This is a genomic window from Mycobacterium sp. ZZG (assembly GCF_054786995.1).
The window spans coordinates 1-22,355 of the sequence record NZ_JBTBFV010000064.1 but is presented as its reverse complement, the minus strand read 5'-3'; the positions used below and the strand labels follow the sequence as shown (position 1 = coordinate 22,355).

The window sequence follows — 22,355 nt, the reverse complement described above, 5'->3', positions numbered from 1 at the left end:
CACAAAGCAATATGTTACTGTCAGTATCGTAATGATGACAGAGGTGGGACGCCCCCGGATCGCAGCATCGACGACGCGGTGCTTCGCGCCACCGTGGAGCTGATCAGTGAGTCGTCCTACGCCGATCTGTCCCTCGACGCGATCGCGACGCGCGCGGGCACCAGCAAGCCGGCCATTTACCGGCGCTGGCGGGGGAAGGCTCACCTGGTGCACGAAGCCGTCTTCCCGGTCGATGCGTCCACTGAGCTTCCCGCCACCGGATCGCTGGACGGGGACGTGCGCGAGATGCTGAGGCGGACGCTCGCGGTGTTGAGCACTCCGGCCGCGCGCGCGGCGCTGCCCGGGCTGGTGGGGGAGATGGCCTCCGATCCGACGCTGCACACCGCGCTGCTGGAGCGATTCTCCGACGTCCTCGTCCGCGGCCTGAACGACTTCCTGCAGTCCGCCGTCGACCGGTCCGAGGTGCGCCGCGACGTCACCGCCACGCAACTCGCCGAAGCCGTCGCGGGAATGACGTTGCTGGCGTTGCTCACTCGCGGCACCGACGTCGACGCGGAGTGGATCGAGCAGACCGCGCAGCTGATCACGAAAGGAATCAGTGCATGACCTCTGACATCCACGAGGCCACAGCGGCGTGGCGGGAGCTGCTGGACACCCTGCGGCAGTTGGACGAATCGTTCATGACCGGCCCGAAAGCCGTCACCGACGATCGCCACATCGCCGACGGCTACCGGATGATCGCGACCACCCTGGGGGTCGCGTTCGACACGTACCTGTTCGCCGACCGCAGCCGCCCCCGGTGGCTGGAGGTGAACTCACCGTTGCGCCCGGACCGGCGCTGGGGTGGGGACAACACCGACGCCATCTACTACATGTGCCCCGTGGATCCCGGGCGGCGCTACCGTATCAGCGGCAATCGCGGTGACAGCGTGTACTTTTCGGTCACTGCCTACAACGAGCCGGCGCCGGGGGCGTGGTCGGACCGGATCGTCGCGATCGTGCGCGACGACGACCTCGACATCGACGGCGACGGCAACTTCACCTTCGACTTCGGCCCCCAACCCGACGCCGCGGTGTTGATGACACGCGACTACCAAGCCGATCCGCTCGTGGGCCGGCCCGTCACCTGGAACATCGAGGCTCTCGAGCCGCCAGACCCGTTCCGTCACGGCGAGGCCGAAACCGCGGCCGCGCTGCGAGCCAGCGCGGCCTGGCTGCGGACCATGTTCGCGATCCTTCCGTTGACGGTAGGGGTCAGAGGTGCCGGCGAGCATCAGCTGGGCCACGAAACCGCAATGGCCGCCAATGATTTCGCCGATCCCTACCAGGTGCCCGACGCGAACTTCGGCTGGTCGGCGCGTGACGCGTGCTACTCCTACGGCAGCTTCGACCTCGCTGAGGACGAGGCGCTGGTGATCACCCATCGGCCTCCGGACTGCCGATTCTGGAATCTGGTGGTGTGGAACCAGTTCATGGCGGTGCCCGGCGTGCCCGACGCGCGCAGCTCGGTCAACGGTGTGACAGCGGTACCCGACAGCGACGGAACCGTCACCGTTGTGGTGTCCCGGGGGATGACGGATCATCCGAACGCGCTGACCACGCTGGATTATCCGCGCGGCAACCTCGCCTTCCGCTGGTTCCTGGCCGACGAGGTGCCGGCCCGCCCGCGTGTGTCGCTGGTGAAGATCGCCGATGCCCCGACGTCGGTCAGCTGAGCGCATTTCCCGCGAAGGACTTTGGTCCCATCGCATGATGACGGCTTTCCACTGACGTACCTCGAGCCGTGACGATAGCGTCGTGGTGTCAGACGGCACCGGCGCCGTCGGCCTAAGTGGAGGAGGCACACCTGATGTCCACCCCGGTAGCACTCAACGGCATCGTCGTCGCGGTCGACGGCTCGGCACCATCGCGCGTCGCGGTCGACTGGGCTGCGCGCAACGCCGCCATGCGCCGGGTGCCGTTGACGTTGGCGCATGTCCTTCCCGGCGCTGCCGTGCAGTCGTGGATCCAGGCTCCACTGCCGATGGCCTACCTGGAGGATGAGCAGGAGGAGGCGCGCCGGATTCTCGCCGATGCGCGTTCGGTCGCCGAAGCCGCCATGGCCGGTGACGCCGTGGACGTCGGTGAGGTGGTGCTGTCGGGTCAGCCCGTCGCCGCACTGGTCGATGTGGCCAAAGAGGCCGACATGCTGGTCGCCGGCTGCAGGGGCAAAGGCAAGTGGGAACGCCGGCTGCTGGGTTCGGTCAGTACCGGTCTCGTGCAGCACGCGCACTGCCCTGTCGCGGTGATCCACGACGAGGACCCGCTGATCCCGCATCCCGCCCAGGCGCCGGTGGTGGTCGGGGTGGACGGTTCCCCGGCGTCCGAGCGGGCCACCGCGATCGCATTCGACGAGGCGTCACGGCGCGGGGTCGAACTCGTCGCGTTGCACACCTGGAGCGACGCCGGTTACGAACTGCCGGGCGCCGGGTGGTCGGAGGTGCAACCCGAGGAGGACATGCTGCTGGCCGAGCGGCTGGCCGGATGGCAGGAACGCTACCCCGACGTCACCGTCCGGCGCGTGGTGTGCCGGGACCAGCCGGCCCGACGGTTGCTGGAAGAAGCCGACAAGGGCCAGCTCCTGGTCGTCGGAAGTCACGGCCGCGGCGGCTTCGCCGGGATGCTGTTGGGCTCGGTGGCATCTCAGGTCGTTCAGTCGGCGCGTGGACCGGTGATCGTGGCCCGCAAGTCCTGAGCGCAGAACGCTTCCGGTAGTTGTGCGTTCGCCGGCCCCGGCGGGCCCGACCTGGTTCCGGTGGTCGGGCCGGCGGCCTACCGCGAGGTCAGCTCGGCGTAGCGCGCGACGTGGTGGTCGGTCGATCCGAACTCGAACTGCACAGCGGTGAGCCGTTTGAAGTAGTGACCGATCGCCAGCTCCTCGGTCATGCCCATGCCGCCGTGCAGCTGCACGGCTTGCTGTCCCACGAACCGGGCGGCGCGGCCCACCGTGACCTTGGCCGCCGACACCGCCCTGGCCCGGGCGACGTCGTCGGCGTCGAGGTTGAGAGTCGCCAACAACGCTGCGGCAGCGGCCTGTTCGACCTCCATGTACATGTCCACCATCCGATGCTGGAGGACCTGGAAACTGCCGATGGGCTGCCCGAACTGTTGGCGTTGTTTGCAGTATTCGACGGTGTCGGCCAGCACCTTGCGCATGCAGCCGACCGCCTCCGCACAGACCGCGGTGGCGCCCTCGTCACGGGCCAGTGCGAGCGACGGCCACGCGCCGCCCTCCCGGCCCAACAATGCGGTGGCCGGCAGCCGGAGGTCGTCCAGCACGATGTCGGACGCTCGGCGGTCGTCGACCGTGCGATAGTGGTGCAGATCGATACCTGTTGCGGCGGAGCCGAGTTCGACGAGGAACAGCGAGATGCCGTCAGTGTCGGTGCGCTCGCCGGCCGTCCTGGCGGTGACCAGCACGTGACTGGCCAGCGGTGTGCTCGTCGAGACGATCTTCGCGCCGAACAGGATCCAGCCGTCACCGTCACGGCGGGCGGTCGTGCTGACATCCTGCCAGCGTTCACCGGAGGTCGGTTCGGTGGCGGCCAGCGACACCACGGCGGCGCCGGAGACGATCTGGTCGACGAGTGCCGCTGCGGTGTCCCCACCGGCGCGCTGCAGCAGTCCGGCGGCGACGACGGCGGTGTCGACATAGGGTTCGATCACCAGGGCGTGTCCCAGCGCTTCGGCGATGAGCATCATCTCGACCGGGCCGCCGCCGATCCCGCCGGCCTCTTCCGGCAGCGCCGCGCCCAGGATGCCGAGCTCCTCGGCGAGGGCGCGCCAGATCTCGGGTTGCCAACCCGGGCCGGTCTTGGCCGCGGTACGGCTCTTTTCGAGGTCGTAGCGGGTGGAGAGAAACCGAGCCAGGCCCCCTCGCAGCAGTTCCTGTTCGTCGTTGAGTGTGAAGTCCATTTAGAGCCCCAATGCAGCCTTGGCGAGGATGTTGCGCTGAATCTCATTGCTGCCGGCGTAGATCGAGCCGGCCCGGTCGTTGAAGTACCGCAACGGGGCCACGGCCTGCCACGGCTCACCGCTGATGTAGTCGTCCGCGGGCGGCTCGAATTCGGCGATCGGTCCGCCCGGGCAGGTCCCATGCGGCTGGTAGACGCGCCCGCGCGGTCCGGCAGCCTCCATGGCGAGTTCGGTGATCGCCTGGCTCAGCTCGGTGCTCAGCACCTTCAACATCGACGACTTCGCGCCGGGGTTGCCGCCTTGCGCCACCACCGCGAGCACCTGGTACTCCAGGATCTCCAGCACCTCGGTCCGGATACGCGCTTCGGCGAGCTTGCGCGCGAAAGCAGGGTCGTCGAGCAGCCGCCCTCCGGCCGGGCCGGGCTGATCGGCGGCCGCCACGGTGATCTCCTCGACCATCACCTGTAGGGCCGGTGCGGTGGCACCACCGCCACGTTCGAATTCGAGCAGGTACTTGGCCACCGTCCAGCCGTCGTCGATCTGGCCGATGACGTTGCGCTTGGGCACTCGCACCTCGTCGAAGAACACCTGGTTCTGCACCTCTTCACCGGAGGTCATCACCAGCGGCCGGATCTCGATGCCGGGAGTCGACATGTCGACGAGCAGGAATGTGATGCCGCGCTGCTTCTTGTCCGATCGGGTGGTGCGTACCAGCGCGAACATCCAGTTGGCTTCCCGCGCGTGAGTGGTCCAAATCTTGCTGCCGGTGCATACGAGGTGATCACCGTCGTCGCGGGCCGCCATCGACAACGCGGCCAGATCCGAACCCGCCTCCGGCTCGGAGTACCCCTGGCAGAAGAAGACCTCGCCGGTCAGTATGCGCGGCAAGAAGAAGTTCTTTTGCTCGTCGGTTCCGAACTTGATGATCGCGTGGGCGACCATCTTGATCCCCATCGGCGAGAGCGACGGGGCGCCGGCGAGTGTGGACTCCCGGCTGAAGATGTAGTGCTGGGTCAGGCTCCAGTCGCACCCGCCGTGGGCGACGGGCCACGCCGGCGCTGCCCACCCGCGCTCGTGCAGAATCTGCTGCCATTGCATGCTCGCGTCGTGATCGGCGTACACGCTGGTCATCAGGCGCCCCGCGCGACGGAGCACAGGCGTGAGCCTCTCGTCGAGGAATGCGCGCACCTCGTCGCGGAATGCCAGGTCGACCGGCGACCACTGTAGGTCCATCACTGTCTCCTCTCCGCCGGACGTCAGAGACACAGTAAACCTAGTTAGTTAAGTGAGGTGTACCCCGGGGGGGCATCGGGGGCGTGGCGACCATGACTGTGTTCGCGATCACGCCCGCCAGAGGGGTCGCCACAGCGCCGAACCGGCAGGTGACCGACCGCCGGATGGTAGCTTTTGTTCGTTGCCACAGCCTGTGATGGCAAATCCCCTCAAGACCCATCACGGCTGTGGCAACCCGGGAAACCAAATCCGTTTGGTCTCCATATCGCGATGTTCTAGCCTTTAACGGGTCGATAAAACTCGACAATGGCAAATTTGAGGCGAATAACTTTGTGCATTGAGCACGATTGGGACCACGAAGTCGACGTGGTGTGTGTCGGAGCCGGTTCGGCCGGTTTGGCGGTGGCCATTTCGACGGTGGAACACGACGGCGAGGTATTTCTCGCCGACATTGCCGATCCCGGCCGGCCTGACGAGCCACTCGGGCTGCGCGGACGTTTCTCCCGTGTCGGCGACGAGGCGACCGTCGATTACTTCTCGGCGCTGACCGAAGACCTCGACCTCGCCACACTGAGGCAGCGCGACGCCGATCTGCCGGTGCGTCTGATGCCCGAGACCGCGCCGACGCGGGGGCGCACCGTGCCGCCGTTTCAGGGGTGGCGGCTGCGTGACTGGGCGGCGGTCTGCATCCCGTCGCCGTCGGGCTACCTCTACACCCAGGTCACGGACTGGACCTCGGCGACGATGCCCGGTCAGCACGGCGAGATGTTCAAGGTCACCGAGCTCGGCGTCGCCACACCCGATCCCGACGACCCCGCCGGTTCCGTCCACCGCTGGCTGAGCGATGAAGCCGACGACCGTGGCGTGTCTGCGCAGCACGTCGAGGGTTTCGAGGCGTTGGTGTTCGAGGACGGCCGGGTGGCCGGAGCGGTGTTCCGCACCGCCGACGGTGCCCTGTCGGTCCGGGCGCGCCACGGTGTGCTGGTCTGCGGTGACGGCGCCGCCGGCCGCGGGGCGGCCTCGCCGCGGCTGCCCGAACGGGTCGCGCTGCGGGTCGCGCTGGTCGGTAAGGAAGCCAGCCGGTTCGGACGGCTGGAGTTGCTGACGTCCGATCCCGCGGTGGCTCAAGCGGTTCCGCTGCACACCGCAGGTTCGGACGTCAGCGACTAGGACTTGGCGAAGCTCACCGGGATCCGTCCCTTGGCCAGCAGTGTCTCCATTGCCGCGCCGGGAATCGGCCGTGACAGTAAGAATCCCTGGGCCCGGTGACATCCGTGGCGCAGCAGCGTCAACGCCGCGGCCTCCGTCTCCACGCCCTCGGCCACCAGTTCCAGGCCGAACGCCTCGGCGAGCGCGATGACCGCACGCACGATCGCCAGATCGCCCGGATCCGAACCGAGTTCGCGCACGAAGCTCTTGTCGATCTTGAGCGTGTCGACCGGCAGCGACTTCAGATGGGACAGCGCGCTGTACCCGGTGCCGAAGTCGTCGATCGCGATGCGCACGCCGGCCTCCTGCAGACCGTTGAGGGTGACGCGCGTGGTCTCGATGTCCTGGACGACGACGCTCTCGGTGATCTCCAGGCAGATGGATCCCTTGTCGAGTCCGAACTCGTCGACGATCGCGGCGACCGCGTCCACGAAGCCGTCGGTGACCAGCTGTACCGGCGAGACGTTGATGCGCATCACCGCGTCCCGGCCGATGCCGCGGGCCCGCCACGCCGCGAAATCCGCGCATGCCGCCCGCATCACCCAGCGACCCAGCTCGCCCGCGAGGTTGATCGACTCGGCGACACCGATGAACGACTCCGGGGACAACAGACCACGCGTCGGATGCTGCCAGCGGACCAGGGCCTCGGCGGCCAGGATCTCGCCGGTCCGCATGTCGACCTCGGGCAGGTAGTGCAGCAGCAGCGCGCCGTTTTCGATGACGCTCTGCAGGTGCAGCTCGATGTCGTTGTCGAACTCGTTCTTCATCGACATGTCGTCGGTGAAGGTGACGATCTTGTTGCCGCCCGAGTTCTTGGCGGTCAGCACGGCCTGATCCGCCCTGCGGAGCAGATCCGATGTGGTGTCACGACCCGGCACACCTTGAGCCACACCGATGCTCACCGTGCGCGTGAGCATCTCGCCGTCGATGGAGACCCGTTCCCGCAGCGTCGACTGCAGGCGGTGCGCGAGGGTTTCGGCCTCCTGTGCGTCCATCGGTACGCCGGGGACGAGGACGAATTCGTCACCGCCGAGCCGCGCGATCATGTTCGGGCAGTCCGCGCCCCGGCGCAGCCGCTCAGCCAGCACCCGGATGAACCAGTCGCCTGCTGTGTGCCCGAGATAGTCGTTGATCGCCTTGAGACGGTCGAGGTCGAAGAACAGCGCTGACACCGGGCCTGGCGCGCCGACTGCCAGGCGCTCGTCGAGATGGGCGAGCAACGCACGGCGGTTATGCAGTCCGGTCAGGTCGTCGTGTTCGGCCAGGTAACGGAGCTGCTCCTCGGCCTGCACGCGCGCCTGGACCTGAGCGAACAGCGACGCGATCGCTTCGAGCCCGTTGAGTTCCTCAGCGGTCCACTCGCGGTCACCGAACTTGATGAACCCGAGCACACCGGTGGTGAGTTCACCAGAGACCAGGGGAGCCGCCGCCATCGAGGTGGCCGGCACGGCGCGGGTCTCCTCGATGCGCTTCTGGTAGTCGTCGGTGGCCGGCTCGGGCCGGAACACCATCGGCTTCTTGCCGTGTTCGGAGTGGGCGAACACCGGGTCGGCGTCGGCGAAATAGACGAGCGCGAGCGGGTCCGGGTCGGGAACTCCGGGGCGCACCGGCCATTCCGCGATCAGCCGTGACGCACCGATCTTGTGGTCGTTGTAGCGCAGAAAGCTGACATCGACACCCAGATAGGCGACGAGTTCGGCCAGTACCCGCTGACTCACCTCGACCGAGGTCGCCGCGTTGGCGGCCATCAACTTGGTGGCCACCGAGGTGACCACCAGGTCGAGGCTGCGGAGTGTGTCGTTGTCAGACATCGTGCAGTCAGGATACGGGCGCGTCAGTATTTGTGACGGGCCGTCTCCGACTGCGCACCGATGCAGGTGGTGCACAGGCGAGTCTGAGGATCAGAACGGTGGTCTCGCCGGGACGCTCACCCGTCAGGCCACGGAACTGCGATTGCAGATCGGCGAGCTCGGGTGCGAATAGCGGTGAGAGCTCGTCAAGTTCGTCGCGATGGTGGGCATAGAGGAATGCCGGGGATATCGGTTGCACCGAAAGGCCGTGCTGCGCAGCGGCGATCCACACGGACTCGGCCGCGGAGCCACCCCGGGCATAACCGGTCAGGGACAGGTCGTCGGTCATGATCAGCGCGAGTGCGGAGCTTTTCGCGATACGAACCCGGGTGTCGGCGCCGAGCACCGCTCCGGCATCCCAGGAGTGCAGCAGCGACATCACCTCAGGACGGCGCAGGATGTCGAGGGTGACCAGCTCTGCCGTGCCGAGTTCCAGGCTCCGCACATCGATTCCGGAATCTGGGAAATCGTCGCCGGGCCAGCGCAGCTCCGAGGCCATGTCGGCGTGAAGGCGCGGCGTCAGATAGCGAATGCGGTCGGTCTCGGCCAACAGCACGCCGATCCGGTCGATCACGTCCCGATCGACGAGAACCTCCAGCCGTGATCCCTCGCGTCGTGCCGCGGCGTGCAGGGCGTCCATCGCCTCCTGCGGCACCGGCGCGCCCGTTCCGTGTCTGCGGTTGGTCTCCCGCGCCGAGAGCGCCGGATACAGTGGCGCGAGATCGTCGTCGGTGCCGTCGACGAGTTCGATCACGGCGGCCAGTGGGGCACGTTCGTCGCCCTCGACGTAGGTCACCGAACCGATCATCTTGTGCGCCGCGGCAGCGACGCGGGCGTTGAACGCGGCGGCGCCGACGGCCACCGCGCTGCCGCGCAATCCGACGTCGATCGTCGACTGATATTCCGGGGCCAGTCGGATCGTGACGACGTTGTGACCGGACTCGATGTGCCAGGGCTGCACATTGCCTCCCGACGGCGCACGATTCGCCGCGACGGCCACCGCCTGCACCGGGTCCCGGATCTGTTCGTCGTCCTGCGCCGGAGGTTCCCACTCGGGTTGCGGCCCGGCGTCCATCGGGTCGGTCAGAGCGTCGAGGGCCGCTGCCGTGTCCACACGCACCCGGCCCGACGAGAGCGGCTCGCCGAGGCCGATTCTGCGCACGGCCTCGGCGACCGCCGCGGCACCCACGAGCACATCGCCGACGAGCTGAGGCCAGGTCGACAGGCTCTGGCCGACCTCCACCAGCGAGGCCGCACCCCGCGAGGACAGGTTGGCGCCGTCGATGATCCGCAGCACGTGCGGAATCTTGTCCCGGCTGTCGAGGCCGGCCAGTGCCGACGCGTCGACATCGCCGAGCAGCCCATGGAAGATCGGTCGCTCCGGTTCGAGATCGAATCTCTCGACGTCGATCAGGCCGCGGTCGCTGGTGGCCATCAACACCGGCTGCCGACGGATGCGTGCCGCTTCGCGGACAAGCGCTTTCACGTCGAGCGAGTCACACTCCTCGACCACGATGTCGATGCCGTCGAGGAATTCGGCGACGGTGTCCGCCGTCAGCCCCGAATCCATCACCCGTACAGTGATATACGGATCCACCTCGGCGATCCTGCGGGCGGCGATGATGGCCTTGTTCACGCCGATGTCGAACACCGTGGCCGGAACCCGGTTCAGATTGGACAGCTCGAGTTCATCGAAGTCGGCCAGACGAAGCTCGCCGCACAGCCCCTGCATCGCCAGCGTGTGAGCGACCGCGTGGCCCACGCTCAGGCCCACCACACCGATGCGCAACGCGGCGAGCGCCTCCTGCTCCTGTGCGGTGATCAGGTTGCGGTTGCGGTCGGAGCGCACGCGGGCGTAGGAACGCGGACCCAGCATCCCGATCACGGTGCGCCGCCACGGATAGTGCACCCACCGCCGGGGTTCGGCGGTCAGCTCCGGTTCCGGCGCCGGCAGCAGCCGGGCCAGCGTGTCGGCCTGCTGTGCGCTGCGATCGACGAAGATGATCGCCGGGTCCTGACGTAGAGACCGCAAGGTCTCCTGGTCGGCGGTGTCGTCGGGATCGAGGACCACCGCGGTTGCGGCATCGCGCTGTCCGGCGGGTTCGGCGTCATCCGTTTGCGCACGGAAGCTCTCAAAGCTCACAGCGCATTATCGCGTGGCCATCCGATTCCGCCGGTTACGACGCGCGACCGCTCCATCGCCCTGATCTCGTTGAGGATCTTCGACACCTGCGCGGGCTCCGCGTGCCGGATGAACGTCCTGCGGTCCCACCACATCATCTTGGTGCGGTAGCGGGGGTCCGGGTAGGGCGTCGCGGGGATCGACGCAACTATTCCTCCCGAGGAGCGCCACTTGTCGAGCACATGCGGCGCCGAGGTGGCCATGCAGAACTGGAGGTCCATCGCCGCCAGCGCGTGGAAACCACTGCGTGCCAGCGCACGCGTCACGCCTTTGTTGCGGGCCGGATCGTCGGTCACGAATGCCGACTTCATCTCGAGGATGCCGAACGGGGCGCGGTCGTCGATCATCTTGCGCACCGCGGCCAGACCCGGCTGCCCGTCCCACTCCACGACCGCGTGTGAGTCGTCGGCCCCGGTCAGCGGGCCTTTGGCGCGCACGCCGCCGATCACGCGTCCGGTCACGTCCAACGCTGCCCAGAAGACCGCGGTGTCGTGTCCGTCGCTGATCTCGTCCACATCCAGTGCGCGCTCGACCCCGTGCTTGCGGTAACTGCGCTCCGCACCGCGGAGGTACTCCATCCACAGGTCGGGGTCGAGATGGGGCTGCGACATCACCAATGTGCATTCCGCGTCGGCGTCCCACCAGCTGTGGTTACTCGCGAGTTCGAAATCGTCGGCGCGGACGGATTCGAGAGAAGCAATTGACATGGCTATTCCTATCGGTGCGGGTTGGCGATACAGAAAAACGCTGACGCCGGCTGCCAACTATCAGATCCGGTGTCGGTGCTAATGCGGCGACACCAAGTATGTCGCCGCCGGTCTCTCCATTTCTAGTTAGCGGGCAAATATTTTCTCCTTTTCGAATTCTGGACATAAAAACGCCCTCACAAGACATACCCCAGACCCCCCACTGGCAAGACGAATTTGACAGGCCGAGGGGGTGTCACCGTGACAATTCGGACGCTGCCGACATGCGGAGTTGCGCAAACTCTCTTTTTAGCGCTCAGGTCAGTTATGCGTGGCGCTGCCCGCTAACTGGCGGGCCCGTCCGCGTAATCGGCCCGGCACAGTTTCACCGGGAAGTTACCGCTCGGTGAAAAGGGGGTCGCCGCCGCAGCGAAGTTGCGAATGCAATCTGTTAGCTGAGCGGTGGTTGTGCAACATCGGCGAATGATCGCTGCCAACCACAACGCGGGCGTCCGGCGCCGACCGCGTGGTCGGGGTGGTCGTGCTATGGCACTGTGAGTGCTGTAAACCCGCATGCGGCACAACCGGATGTCGTTTCCCGTCGGCACCCGGGTCAAAGGAGACAACTGTGAAGAAGTTCAAGGATCTCGCCGAGTTCGTCGCCGCCGAAGGCAGTCAGCTCGGCCCGACCGAATGGCTTGAGATCACCCAGGACCGGGTCAACTTGTTCGCTGACGCCACCGAGGACCACCAGTGGATCCACGTCGATCCGGAACGCGCGGCGAGCGGTCCCTTCGGTGGAGCCATCGCCCACGGTCTGCTGACGCTGTCACTGTTGCCGCATTTCACCCATCAGCTCTACTCCGTGGACAACGTCGCGATGGCCATCAACTACGGATACAACAAGGTCCGTTTCATCACCCCGGTGCGGGTCGGCGCGAAGCTGCGTGCGCGGGCTGAAATCACCGCGGTCAAGCAACTCGACAACGCGGTGCAGGCCACGCTGAGCACGACAGTGGAGATCGAGGGCTCGGACAAGCCGGCCGCGGTCGCCGAATCCATCGTGCGTTTCATCGGCTGACTTCGCCACGCCACGGCGGACTCCGTGATAGACAAGCGTCAGAATAATCTGACGTACGTCAAAAACGTGCGGTCCGCCGTGTGCCGTGAGGAGTGACGTGCAGCGAGAAGCCCCCAGAGTCGCGGTGATAGGTGCGGGCATCAGCGGGTTGACCGCGGGCAAGATGCTCAAGGACTACGGCGTCGGCTACACGACGTTCGAGACGAGCGACCGCATCGGGGGTAACTGGGCCTTCGGCAATCCGAACGGACACAGCAGCGCCTACCGGTCGCTGCACATCGACACCTCCAAGCACCGGTTGTCCTTCCGCGACTTCCCGATGCCCGAGAACTACCCGTCGTTCCCCCACCATTCCCAGGTCAAGGAATACCTCGACGCATACGCCGCCTCGTTCGGGCTGCTCGAGCACATCGAGTTCGGGAATGGTGTGGTGCACGCGGCCAGGGAGGACGCCGGCGGATGGCGGATCCTCGACCAGGCCGGCGCCGAACGGACCTTCGACCTGCTGGTGGTGGCCAACGGTCATCACTGGGATCCCCGGCTGCCGGAGTTCCCCGGCTCCTTCGCCGGTGAGTCGATCCACTCTCACTCCTACATCGATCCGTCGACGCCGCTGCAGCTGACGGGACAGCGCATCCTCGTGGTCGGCATCGGCAACAGTGCCGCCGACATCACCGTCGAGCTGTCCTCGAAGGCACTGCGCAACGAGGTGACGCTCTCGACGCGGTCCTCTGCGTGGATCGTGCCGAAGTACATCGCCGGGCGCCCCGGCGACACCTTCTGGCGCACCTCACCGCATCTGCCGCTGTCGTGGCAGCGCAAGGCGGTCCAACTGGTGGCGCCGATGCTGGGCACCGACCCGACGATGTACGGGCTCCCGCCTGCCGACCACAAGCTGTTCGAGGCCCATCCCACCCAGTCGGTGGAACTCCCGCTGCGGCTGGGGTCGGGCGACGTGACACCGAAGCCGAACGTCGCACGGCTCGACGGACACACGGTCCACTTCGTGGACGGCACCAGTGCCGACTTCGACGTCATCATCTACGCCACCGGGTACAACATCACCTTCCCGTTCTTCGACCCCGGTTTCATCAGCGCTCCCGGCAACTACATCCGGCTCTACAAGCGGATGTTCAAGCCGGGTATCGACGACGTGGTCTTCATCGGCTTCGCCCAGGCGGTGCCCACCTTGTTTCCGTTCGTCGAATGCCAATCCCGGCTGCTGGCCGCGTACGCCGTCGGCCGCTACGCGCTGCCGACGACGGACGAGATGGAGCGGACCATCGACGCCGATCAACAGCTGCACGCGGGCCACTGCACCGACCGGCCGCGCCACACGCAGCAGGTCGACTACTTCGTCTACGAACACGATCTGCTCAAACGAGAGATCCCGGCGGGTATCAAGCGCGCCCAGCGTGTGGCGGCGGTGGCCCGGTGACCAGATCCGAGGTCAGCTTCCGCAGCGGTGCCGACGCCTGCAGTGCATGGCATTTCCCGTCCGGCGGTGCGCTGCGGCGGGTGGTCGTGATGGCGCACGGGTTCGGCGGGACCAAGGATTCCGGGCTGGCGCCGTTCGCGCAGCGGTTCGCCGCGGCAGGCATCGATGTTCTCGCGTTCGACTACCGCGGCTTCGGCGCCTCGGGCGGTGTTCCGCGCCAATCGCTCTCGGTGCGCAGGCAGATCGACGACTACCATGCCGCAGTCGAGGCCGCCAAGAAGCTCGACGGAGTGGACCCCACCCGGGTCGGGCTGTGGGGCGCGTCGTTCTCCGGCGGACACGTGCTGCGGGTGGCCGCCGAGCGCGACGACATCGGCGCCGTCGTCTCGCTGACACCGCTGACCAGCGGGCTGGCGGTCAGCCGCGCCGCCGCCGCATCGCGCGACCTGCTGACGTCGCTGCGATGGACCCTCACCGGAGTCAAGAGCAGGGTCACCGTGCGCCGCGGTGGCGCGCCGACGATGATGCCGCTGGTCTCGCCGGTGGGCGAGCCCGGCGCCCTGGCGCTGAACGGTGCCTATGAGAGCTACACAGCGCTGGCGGGTCCGACGTGGCGCAACGAGATCGACAGCTCGGTCGGCCTGGAGGTGATCGGCGTGCGCACCAACGCGGCGGCCAAAAAGTTGCGCTGCCCGCTGCTCGTGCAGATCGCCGACTTCGACCAGTACGTGCCCGCGGCGGCGGTCGCCACCACGGCCACACACGGCAGAGCCCGGGTGCACCACTATCCGTGTGATCACTTCGACGTCTGGCCCGGCAACGACTGGTTCGACAAGACCGTCACCGATCAGGTGACGTTCTTGACCAGGTCGCTCTCAGTAGTGCGTGGATCCCTGGTCGACTGAGATCGCGCTCGCCGTCACGAATTTGGCCTCGTCGCTGGCCAGCCAGCACACCGCGTCGGCGATGTCCTCGGGCTCGACCGCCCACGTCGGCAGGAACGGCGTCATCATGTTCGACAGTTGCGGGTTGGTCTCCATCGCCTTGCCGAGTGCGGAGACCATGTCACCGGTCCCCATGTCGGTCAGGACCGGACCCGGGTGCACGCTGTTGACCCGGATCGAGTGTCTGCCCAGTTCAGCGGCGAACGCACGGGCCATCCCGGTCACCGCATGCTTGCTCGCCGTGTAATGGATCATGAACGGCTGCAACTTGATTCCTGCCGCCGAGCTGATCAGGATGATCGAACCGCCGCGACCCCCGTCGATGATCTTCTGCGCGCCGGCCATCACCGTGTTCCACGTGCCGGTCACGTTGATGTCCATCACGTCGCGGAAATCCTCGGCGCTGATCTCGTCCCACGCCTGAGGTGCGGTGACTCCGGCGTTGGCGACGATGACGTCCAGCCTGCCGAGTTCGGCGACACCCTTCTCGACGGTCGCCCTGAGTTCGTCGCCGTCACGGGTGTCCACCGCAGCGGCCAGGATGCGCCGACCCGTCGCCTCAACAAGCGTCACCGTCTCGGCGAGGTCCTCGGGGGTGGCGTGATCGTAAGGGACACAGGGCGGCAGCGGCCCGGCGATGTCCACGGCGATGATGTCGGCGCCTTCCCTGGCCATGCGGACAGCGTGCGCACGGCCCTGACCGCGCGCCGCACCGGTGACGAATGCGACGCGTCCCTCAAGTCGTCCCCCCATGTGCACCTCCTGCACGCGGCTTCCGGTCATCTCGCCCTGGCTCCCTTCACCAGTCCGCCGCCGATGATGAGCCGCTGGATCTCGCTCGTGCCCTCATAGAGTCGGAGCAGTCGGACGTCGCGGTAGATCCGTTCGACCGGCACCTCCCGCATATACCCGCTGCCGCCATGGATCTGCACCGCGAGGTCGGCGACCTTGCCTGCCATCTCGGTGCAGAACAGCTTCGCCGCCGACGGCGCGATCCGTCGGTCGGCCCCGGTGACCCATTGCCGCGCCGTGTCCCGCACCAGGGCGCGGCCTGCCATCACCCCGGTCTGCTGGTCGGCGAGCATCGCCTGGACCAGCTGGAATTCGCCGATCGCGGTCCCGCCCTGGGTTGCCGTGGCCGCGTAGGCCACGGATTCGTCGAGTGCGCGCTGCGCCGTCCCGACCGCCAGTGCGGCGATGTGCACGCGGCCGCGAGCCAGCGACGTCATCGCTGCCCGGTAGCCGATGTCCTCACTACCGCCCACCAGCGCGGTGTCGGGGACTCGCACGTCGGTGAAGCTGACGTCTGCGGTCCATGCACCCTCTTGGCCCATCTTCTTGTCCTTGGCGCCGACCTCAACCCCGGGGGCGTCGGCTGGGACCAGGAAAACCGCGATCCCGGCGCCCTTGTCGTCGGCCGGCCTGCTCCTGGCGAACGTGACGAAGAGGTCGGCGTTCGGAGCGTTGGTGATGAATCGCTTCTGGCCGTTGATGATCCAGTCTTCACGGTCGCGGACCGCCTTGGTCCGCAGGCCCGAGGGATTGGAGCCGGCACCCGGCTCGGTCAGCGCGAACGACGCGACCACCTCTCCCGAGGAGATCCCTTCCAGCCATGTCGACTTCTGCTCGTCGGTGCCGTAACCGACGAGGACCTGGCCGGCGATGCCGTTGTTGGTGCCGAACATCGACCGCAGTGCCAGCGAGGTGTAGCCGAGCTCCATCGCGAGTTCGACGTCCTGGGTGAGATCCAGTCCGAGGCCGCCCCACTCCTGCGGGATCGCGTAGCCGAACAGACCCATGGACTTCGCCTGCTCGCGCAGATCGTCGGGCACCTGATCGGCGGTCAGGATCTCCTGTTCGCGCGGTACCACCGCGTCACGGACGAACTGGCGGGTCGCTGCCAGGATCTGCTGGAAATCCTCGTCGCTGACTTCACTCGTCTGGCTGGCTGTGGTCACTCGGGTACTCCTCGGGAAACCGGCCGGGGTGGCCCGGAGATGGTGCGCAAGGTTCGGAACAAGGGTAGGGGCGCGTTCGGCCGATATCGTATATGAAATATGATGACGGTCCGGCGGCCGGTATGGTCCGGTCGGATCCCTGCAGGCGTGAGGACGGGTGAACAGGTGTCGTTGCTGACAGGTCAAATCGCGGTGGTCACCGGTGGGGCTCAGGGGCTGGGCTTCGCGATCGCACAGCGCTTCGTCGACGAAGGCGCCCGAGTGGTGCTCGGGGACGTGAACATCGACGCCACCCGCGCGGCCGCCGACAAGCTCGGCGGCGACGACGTGGCACGCGCGGTGCGCTGCGATGTCACCGACTCCGGCGAAGTCGAAGCGCTGGTCGCCGCCGCGGTGGACGAGTTCGGCGCCTTGGACGTCATGGTCAACAACGCCGGCATCACCCGTGACGCGACGATGCGCAAGATGACCGAAGAGCAGTTCGACCAGGTCATCGCCGTCCATCTGAAAGGCACCTGGAACGGTCTTCGCGCCGCAGCGGCGGTGATGCGGGAGCAGAAGCGCGGCGCCATCGTCAACATGTCGTCGATCTCCGGCAAGGTCGGTATGGTCGGCCAGACCAACTACTCGGCGGCCAAGGCCGGCATCGTCGGGATGACCAAAGCCGCGTCCAAGGAACTGGCCTACCTCGGGGTGCGGGTCAACGCCATCCAGCCGGGACTCATCCGGTCGGCGATGACAGAAGCCATGCCGCAACGTATCTGGGACTCCAAGGTGGCCGAGGTTCCACTGGGCCGCGCCGGCGAGCCCGAAGAGGTCGCGAACGTCGCGTTGTTCCTGGCCTCGAACCTGTCGTCGTACATGACCGGCACAGTCCTGGAGGTCACGGGCGGACGGCATCTGTGATGCGTGAAGCGGTGATCTGCGAGCCCGTGCGCACCCCGATCGGGCGCTACAACGGGATGTTCAGGTCGCTGACCGCCGTCGAACTCGGCGTGACCGCGGTGCGGGGGCTGCTCGCCCGCACCGGCGTCGCGCCGGAGACCGTCGAGGACGTCGTGGTCGGGCACTGCTATCCGAGCATGGAGGCGCCGGCAATAGGCCGGGTTATCGCGCTGGACGCCGGACTGCCGGTGACGGTGCCGGGTATGCAGATCGACCGCAGGTGCGGATCCGGACTGCAGGCCGTGATCCAGGCGGCCCTGCAAGTGGCAAGCGGCAACAACGATCTCGTCATCGCCGGCGGTGCCGAGTCGATGAGCAACGTGGTGTTCCACTCGACCGACATGCGGTGGGGCGGCGCGAAAAACGGCATCACCGTGCACGACGCGCTGGCCCGCGGGCGCACCACCGCCGGCGGGAAGAACTACCCGGTCCCGGGCGGCATGCTCGAAACCGCGGAGAACCTGCGCCGCGAATACGGCATCCCACGCGAGGAGCAGGACGAGCTGGCCGTGCTGTCGCACCGGCGGGCCGTCACCGCACAAAAAGACGGACTGCTCGCCGAGACCATCATCCCCGTGACGGTGACCACCCGGTCGGGGACACAGGTCGTCGACACCGATGAGCATCCGCGGGCGGACACCTCGCTGGAGTCCTTGGCCAAGCTCAAACCTGTTCTCGCCAAATCGGATTCGGATGCCACGGTGACGGCCGGCAACTCCAGCGGCCAGAATGACGCCGCCTCGATGTGTCTGGTCACCACGCCCGAGAAGGCCGCCGATCTGGGTCTGCGCCCGTTGGTGCGGTTGGTGTCGTGGGGTGTGGCCGGGGTCGCGCCCGACGTCATGGGCATCGGGCCGGTCCCGGCGAGCGAGGTCGCGCTGGCGAAAGCCGGGTTGGCGCTGTCCGATATGGATCTGATCGAGCTCAACGAGGCGTTCGCCGCCCAGGCCCTGGCCTGTATGCGCGCTTGGAAATTCACGCCGGCAGACCTGGAACGCACCAACGTCCACGGCTCGGGCATCTCCCTGGGACATCCGGTCGGGGCCACCGGGGGCCGCATGCTGGCGACACTGGCACGGGAACTGCATCGCCGGGACGGCCGCTACGGCCTTGAGACGATGTGCATCGGCGGCGGACAGGGTCTGGCCGCGGTCTTCGAAAGGGTGGCATCGTGACCAGACTGGCGCAGACGCTGGGGCTCACCGAGTTCCAGACTGAGATCGTCGCGACGGTAAGGCAATTCGTCGACAAAGAGGTCATCCCGACCGCGCAGGAGCTCGAGCACTCCGACACCTACCCCCAGGCGATCGTCGACGCCATGAAGGAGATGGGTCTGTTCGGGCTGATGATCCCCGAGGAATACGGCGGGCTGGGGGAGTCACTGCTGACCTACGCGTTGTGCGTCGAAGAACTGGCGCGCGGCTGGATGAGCGTGTCGGGGGTGATCAACACCCACTTCATCGTGGCCTACATGGTCCGCCAGCACGGCACCGATGCGCAGAAGGGCCACTTCCTGCCGCGGATGGCCACCGGGGAGACCCGGGGGGCGTTCTCGATGTCGGAACCGGAGCTCGGCTCTGACGTGGCGGCCATCCGGACACGGGCCAGGGACAACGGCGACGGCACCTACACCATCGACGGACAGAAGATGTGGCTCACCAACGGGGGCAGTTCGACCCTGGTCGCCGCGCTGGTCCGCACCGATGAGGGCGCCGACAAGCCGCACCGCAACCTGACCGCGTTCCTGATCGAAAAGCCCACGGGGGTCGGGGAAGTCGTGCCCGGACTGACCATCCCCGGCAAGCTCGACAAGCTGGGCTACAAGGGCATCGACACCACTGAGCTGATCTTCGACGGTTACCGTGCCCAGGCGTCCGACATTCTCGGCGAGGCCCCCGGTCAGGGCTTCTTCCAGATGATGGACGGCGTCGAGGTCGGACGCGTCAACGTCTCCGCCCGGGCGTGCGGGGTCGGTATCCGGGCGTTCGAGCTGGCCACTCGCTACGCCCAGCAGCGTCACACCTTCGGCAAACCGATCGCCGAACATCAGGCGATCGCCTTCCAGCTGGCCGAGATGGCGACCAAAGTCGAGGCCGCCCACCTGATGATGGTCAACGCGGCACGGCTCAAAGACTCCGGTGAGCGCAACGACGTGGCCGCGGGCATGGCCAAGTACTTCGCCAGCGAGGTGTGCGCCGAGGTCACCCAGCAGAGCTTCCGCATCCACGGCGGCTACGGCTACTCCAAGGAATACGAGATCGAACGGCTGATGCGTGACGCACCCTTCCTGCTGATCGGTGAGGGCACCAGCGAGATCCAGAAGAACATCATCAGCAAGCGGCTGCTGGCGGACTACCGGATCTGACAGGCGTGAGCATTCCGGACTTCGCGGCGAGGCCGCAGCTCGCCGAGGACGTGGCGCGTTTCGTGCGGCGCCGCATCTTCGAGGGGACGTATCCGGCCGGACAGTACATCCGCCTGGAGCAGCTGGCCGACGAACTCGGGATCAGCGTCACCCCGGTGCGTGAGGCCCTGTTCGGCCTGAGCGCCGAGGGACTCCTGACACAGTTGCCCCGGCGCGGATTCCTCGTGCTGCCCATCACCCGCCGCGACATCGCCGACGTGGCCGACGTGCAGGCCCACATCGGCGGGGTGCTGGCCAGTCGCGCCGCCGAACTCATCACCGACGAGCAGCTGCTGGCACTCGGTCGGGTGCAGGACCAGCTGGAGGCGGCCTACCACGCCGACGATCATGAAGCCGCGGTGCGGCTCAACCACGAGTTCCACCGCGGCGTCAACCTCACGGCGGGCTCACCCAAGCTCGCCCAGCTGATGGGACAGATCACCAGATTCGCGCTGGAATCGGTGTATCCGACCGTCCAGGGGTGGCCGGCGCAGTCGATGCGCGACCACCGCGCGCTGCTCGCGGCGTTGAAGGCACGCGACGGTGAGGCCGCGCGCGCGGCGATGTCGGAACACCTGTGCGCCGCGGCAGGTCCGCTGATCGACCATCTCACCAAGCGCGGCGTGATCGGATGATGCGCGAGCAGACACAAACTCGCACGCTGATGCGCTGAATCGTGCGAGTTTGTGTCTGCTCGCGCAGAGGGAGGTAGGCATGGGGGTTCTCGACGGCATCCGCGTACTGGACTACGGCCGCTTCATCGCGGCGCCGTGGTGTTCTGCGCTGCTGGCGGACATGGGCGCCGACGTCATCAGGGTGGAAAAGCGCGAGGGCGGCGAAGACCGGTGGGTGCAGTCGGTCACCGCCGGCGGCGAGGGCGGCACATTCCTGCAGTGCAATCGCAACAAGCGTTCGCTGACCTTGGATTCCACCACCGACGAGGGCAAGGAGATCACCCGCAGACTGGTCGCCGACGCCGACATCGTGGTCGCCAACATGCCCGCCGGGGGGATGCGGACCAGCGGTCTGGACTACGACACCCTGCGAGCCGTCAAGCCCGACATCATCCTCGCCAGCGCGACCGCGTACGGCGAGGGCGGCCCCTATAGCGAGCGCATCGGCTTCGACGGCGCGGGACAGGTGATGTCGGGTGCGGTGTACCGGCAGGGCCTGCCTGACTTGCCGATACGGACAGTCGTGCCGTACGCCGATTTCGGCACTGCGCTGACCTTGACGATCGGTGTGATGATGGCTCTGTTTCATCGTGACCGCACCGGCGAGGGCCAGCACGTCGAGGGCGCGCTGCTGCCCACTGCGCTGATGCTGTCCAACGCGTTCCTGATCGAACGCGACCTGCTCGGCGCCGACAAGCCACGCATGGGCAATCAGGGCGCCTCGGTGGCGCCCTGCGACCTGTACCGCACACGGGACGACGGGTGGGTGCTGCTGCAGATCGCCGGTCCGTCGATGTTCAAGCGCTGGTGTGATCTGGTGGGCCGGCCCGGGCTGTTCGAGGATCCGCGCTTCGCCGACGACGACCTGCGGTGGCAGCACGGTGACGTGCTCAACGACATCATGGCGCGGTGGTGTGCCGACAAGACCAAGGCCGAAGTGCTCGAACTGCTGGAGGCCGCCAAACTTCCCGCCGCGCCGATGCACTCGACGCAGGAGGTGCTCGACGACCCGCACGTGCGGGCCATGGGGCACTTGCAGCGGGTCCCGTTCCCCGGCGCGCCGCGAGACGTCCCGATCATCGAGACCCCGTTTCGGCTGTCAGCCACCCCGGGTGAGATCCGCAGCCGCGCACCGCTGCTCGGCGAGCACACCGACGAGATTCTCCTCGAGATCGGATACGGCGCCGAGCAGGTCGCCCAGCTCCGGGAGCAGCAGGTGGTCTGATCGCTCAGGACTGTGCGAGCAGCGCGCGCAGCCGGGCCACATCGATCTTGCCGGTGGCCCCCCGCGGTACGTCGTCCTCGTCGAGCAGCCTCCACACGGTCGGTACCTTGAAACTGCTCAGCACCTCGCGGGCCGCCGAATGAAGGCTCTCGACGGTGAGGTGCGGGTCACCTACGATGGCGGCGGCCACGCGGTTGCCGTCGGGACCCGGCACATCGGTCACGAAGGCCATCCCGACCCCGTCGAGTGCCCGTAGCGCCTGCTCGACCTCGGACGGATACACCGTGGCCCCGCGCACCTTGAACATGTCGTCGGAACGGCCGTGGTAGTACAGGAACCCGTCGGCGTCGAAACGGCCTAGTGTCCTGAGTCATTAATTCGGTTGCAGTAGTTGGCGATGCTTGCCAGGATCTGGTCGGCGGTCTTAGTCCAGACGTAAGGCTTGGGGTTGTCGTTCCAGGTGTCGATCCAGGCACGGATATCGGCGTTGAGTTGCCGCACCGAGGTGTGAGTGGAGCGGCGCAGTTTCTTGGTGGTCAGCTCGGCAAACCAGCGCTCGACGAGATTGAGCC

The 22,355-nt window shown here is 67.0% G+C and carries 19 protein-coding genes and 2 pseudogenes; 12 read left to right on the top strand and 9 right to left on the bottom strand.

Going from position 1 to position 22,355, the window contains the following annotated elements:
- Positions 1 to 93 precede the first annotated feature (93 nt).
- The 3 genes from ACXMYJ_RS24765 (at position 94) to ACXMYJ_RS24755 (ending at position 2,734) form a co-directional block, all read left to right on the top strand.
- A complete protein-coding gene (locus tag ACXMYJ_RS24765; RefSeq protein ID WP_460359110.1) occupies positions 94 to 606 on the top strand; it encodes a TetR/AcrR family transcriptional regulator in 513 nt (170 codons plus the stop codon).
- Positions 603 to 1,715 (top strand): DUF1214 domain-containing protein, encoded by a 1,113-nt coding sequence (locus tag ACXMYJ_RS24760; RefSeq protein ID WP_460359109.1) that lies wholly within the window; start codon positions 603 to 605, stop codon positions 1,713 to 1,715. Before ACXMYJ_RS24765 ends, ACXMYJ_RS24760 begins: the two co-directional genes overlap by 4 nt.
- 134 nt (positions 1,716 to 1,849) lie before the next feature.
- A complete protein-coding gene (locus ACXMYJ_RS24755) occupies positions 1,850 to 2,734 on the top strand; it encodes a universal stress protein (RefSeq protein ID WP_443188626.1) in 885 nt (294 codons plus the stop codon).
- 77 nt (positions 2,735 to 2,811) lie between these two features.
- Here the strand turns inward: ACXMYJ_RS24755 and ACXMYJ_RS24750 are convergent, their stop codons facing one another.
- A complete protein-coding gene (locus ACXMYJ_RS24750) occupies positions 2,812 to 3,954 on the bottom strand; it encodes an acyl-CoA dehydrogenase family protein (protein ID WP_460359108.1) in 1,143 nt (380 codons plus the stop codon).
- Positions 3,955 to 5,187 (bottom strand): acyl-CoA dehydrogenase family protein, encoded by a 1,233-nt coding sequence (locus ACXMYJ_RS24745; RefSeq protein ID WP_260751230.1) that lies wholly within the window; start codon positions 5,185 to 5,187, stop codon positions 3,955 to 3,957.
- A gap of 330 nt (positions 5,188 to 5,517) precedes the next feature.
- On the opposite strand from ACXMYJ_RS24745, the gene ACXMYJ_RS24740 reads away from it, so the two are divergent.
- Entirely contained in the window at positions 5,518 to 6,357 is an 840-nt protein-coding gene (locus tag ACXMYJ_RS24740) for a hypothetical protein (protein ID WP_460359107.1), read from the top strand.
- On the opposite strand, the gene ACXMYJ_RS24735 is transcribed toward ACXMYJ_RS24740, so the two are convergent.
- The 3 genes from ACXMYJ_RS24735 to ACXMYJ_RS24725 are packed head-to-tail and all read right to left on the bottom strand — an operon-like array spanning position 6,354 to position 11,135.
- Positions 6,354 to 8,207, bottom strand: coding sequence for a putative bifunctional diguanylate cyclase/phosphodiesterase (locus tag ACXMYJ_RS24735; RefSeq protein ID WP_460359106.1), 1,854 nt, complete (start codon positions 8,205 to 8,207; stop codon positions 6,354 to 6,356). The two genes, ACXMYJ_RS24740 and ACXMYJ_RS24735, sit on opposite strands and share 4 nt — an antisense overlap.
- Positions 8,208 to 8,214: 7 nt before the next feature.
- Positions 8,215 to 10,389 (bottom strand): Rv1355c family protein, encoded by a 2,175-nt coding sequence (locus tag ACXMYJ_RS24730; protein WP_460359105.1) that lies wholly within the window; start codon positions 10,387 to 10,389, stop codon positions 8,215 to 8,217.
- The gene (locus tag ACXMYJ_RS24725; protein ID WP_443188632.1) at positions 10,386 to 11,135 is read right to left on the bottom strand and encodes a hypothetical protein; all 750 of its coding nucleotides are present in this window, start codon (positions 11,133 to 11,135) and stop codon (positions 10,386 to 10,388) included. Before ACXMYJ_RS24725 ends, ACXMYJ_RS24730 begins: the two co-directional genes overlap by 4 nt.
- Before the next feature lie 607 nt (positions 11,136 to 11,742).
- On the opposite strand from ACXMYJ_RS24725, the gene ACXMYJ_RS24720 reads away from it, so the two are divergent.
- From ACXMYJ_RS24720 to ACXMYJ_RS24710, 3 genes are all read left to right on the top strand, one after another.
- Positions 11,743 to 12,195: a MaoC family dehydratase gene (locus tag ACXMYJ_RS24720; protein WP_260751235.1), complete on the top strand. Its 453-nt coding sequence runs from the start codon at positions 11,743 to 11,745 to the stop codon at positions 12,193 to 12,195.
- A gap of 97 nt (positions 12,196 to 12,292) precedes the next feature.
- Positions 12,293 to 13,633: a flavin-containing monooxygenase gene (locus tag ACXMYJ_RS24715; protein WP_460359104.1), complete on the top strand. Its 1,341-nt coding sequence runs from the start codon at positions 12,293 to 12,295 to the stop codon at positions 13,631 to 13,633.
- A complete protein-coding gene (locus ACXMYJ_RS24710) occupies positions 13,630 to 14,538 on the top strand; it encodes an alpha/beta hydrolase (protein WP_260751237.1) in 909 nt (302 codons plus the stop codon). Before ACXMYJ_RS24715 ends, ACXMYJ_RS24710 begins: the two co-directional genes overlap by 4 nt.
- Here ACXMYJ_RS24710 and ACXMYJ_RS24705 read toward each other — a convergent pair.
- Together ACXMYJ_RS24705 and ACXMYJ_RS24700 are read right to left on the bottom strand one after the other, a co-directional pair.
- A complete protein-coding gene (locus ACXMYJ_RS24705) occupies positions 14,509 to 15,330 on the bottom strand; it encodes a mycofactocin-coupled SDR family oxidoreductase (RefSeq protein WP_260758018.1) in 822 nt (273 codons plus the stop codon). The two genes, ACXMYJ_RS24710 and ACXMYJ_RS24705, sit on opposite strands and share 30 nt — an antisense overlap.
- 26 nt (positions 15,331 to 15,356) lie before the next feature.
- Positions 15,357 to 16,535, bottom strand: coding sequence for an acyl-CoA dehydrogenase family protein (locus tag ACXMYJ_RS24700; RefSeq protein WP_260751238.1), 1,179 nt, complete (start codon positions 16,533 to 16,535; stop codon positions 15,357 to 15,359).
- A 102-nt stretch (positions 16,536 to 16,637) separates the two neighbouring features.
- Between ACXMYJ_RS24700 and fabG the strand changes: the two genes are divergently transcribed.
- From fabG to ACXMYJ_RS24675, 5 genes are all read left to right on the top strand, one after another.
- Positions 16,638 to 17,441, top strand: a complete 804-nt coding sequence (fabG, locus tag ACXMYJ_RS24695) for a 3-oxoacyl-ACP reductase FabG (RefSeq protein WP_460359103.1) — start codon at positions 16,638 to 16,640, stop codon at positions 17,439 to 17,441.
- Entirely contained in the window at positions 17,441 to 18,655 is a 1,215-nt protein-coding gene (locus tag ACXMYJ_RS24690) for an acetyl-CoA C-acetyltransferase (protein WP_460359102.1), read from the top strand. The genes fabG and ACXMYJ_RS24690 overlap by 1 nt, the downstream gene beginning before the upstream one ends.
- A complete protein-coding gene (locus ACXMYJ_RS24685) occupies positions 18,652 to 19,845 on the top strand; it encodes an acyl-CoA dehydrogenase family protein (RefSeq protein WP_460359101.1) in 1,194 nt (397 codons plus the stop codon). The genes ACXMYJ_RS24690 and ACXMYJ_RS24685 overlap by 4 nt, the downstream gene beginning before the upstream one ends.
- Before the next feature lie 5 nt (positions 19,846 to 19,850).
- Positions 19,851 to 20,519: a GntR family transcriptional regulator gene (locus ACXMYJ_RS24680; protein ID WP_260751242.1), complete on the top strand. Its 669-nt coding sequence runs from the start codon at positions 19,851 to 19,853 to the stop codon at positions 20,517 to 20,519.
- A gap of 79 nt (positions 20,520 to 20,598) precedes the next feature.
- Entirely contained in the window at positions 20,599 to 21,783 is a 1,185-nt protein-coding gene (locus ACXMYJ_RS24675; protein WP_460359100.1) for a CaiB/BaiF CoA transferase family protein, read from the top strand.
- Positions 21,784 to 21,787: 4 nt separating this feature from the next.
- Here the strand turns inward: ACXMYJ_RS24675 and ACXMYJ_RS24670 are convergent.
- Positions 21,788 to 22,144: pseudogene (locus tag ACXMYJ_RS24670) on the bottom strand (AMP-binding enzyme); the annotation flags it as partial.
- A pseudogene (locus tag ACXMYJ_RS24665) lies at positions 22,141 to 22,355 on the bottom strand (IS630 family transposase); the annotation flags it as partial. The pseudogenes ACXMYJ_RS24670 and ACXMYJ_RS24665, both read right to left, overlap by 4 nt.

Bases quoted from the DNA above. Each gene is read 5' to 3' on its own strand.
- ACXMYJ_RS24705 (WP_260758018.1), bottom strand. From the start codon at position 15,330: ATGGGGGGACGACTTGAGGGACGCGTCGCATTCGTCACCGGTGCGGCG.
- ACXMYJ_RS24725 (WP_443188632.1), bottom strand. From the start codon at position 11,135: ATGTCAATTGCTTCTCTCGAATCCGTCCGCGCCGACGATTTCGAACTC.
- ACXMYJ_RS24735 (WP_460359106.1), bottom strand. From the start codon at position 8,207: ATGTCTGACAACGACACACTCCGCAGCCTCGACCTGGTGGTCACCTCG.
- ACXMYJ_RS24760 (WP_460359109.1), top strand. From the start codon at position 603: ATGACCTCTGACATCCACGAGGCCACAGCGGCGTGGCGGGAGCTGCTG.
- fabG (WP_460359103.1), top strand. From the start codon at position 16,638: ATGACGGTCCGGCGGCCGGTATGGTCCGGTCGGATCCCTGCAGGCGTG.
- ACXMYJ_RS24745 (WP_260751230.1), bottom strand. From the start codon at position 5,187: ATGGACCTACAGTGGTCGCCGGTCGACCTGGCATTCCGCGACGAGGTG.
- ACXMYJ_RS24750 (WP_460359108.1), bottom strand. From the start codon at position 3,954: ATGGACTTCACACTCAACGACGAACAGGAACTGCTGCGAGGGGGCCTG.
- ACXMYJ_RS24755 (WP_443188626.1), top strand. From the start codon at position 1,850: ATGTCCACCCCGGTAGCACTCAACGGCATCGTCGTCGCGGTCGACGGC.
- ACXMYJ_RS24675 (WP_460359100.1), top strand. From the start codon at position 20,599: ATGGGGGTTCTCGACGGCATCCGCGTACTGGACTACGGCCGCTTCATC.
- ACXMYJ_RS24690 (WP_460359102.1), top strand. From the start codon at position 17,441: ATGCGTGAAGCGGTGATCTGCGAGCCCGTGCGCACCCCGATCGGGCGC.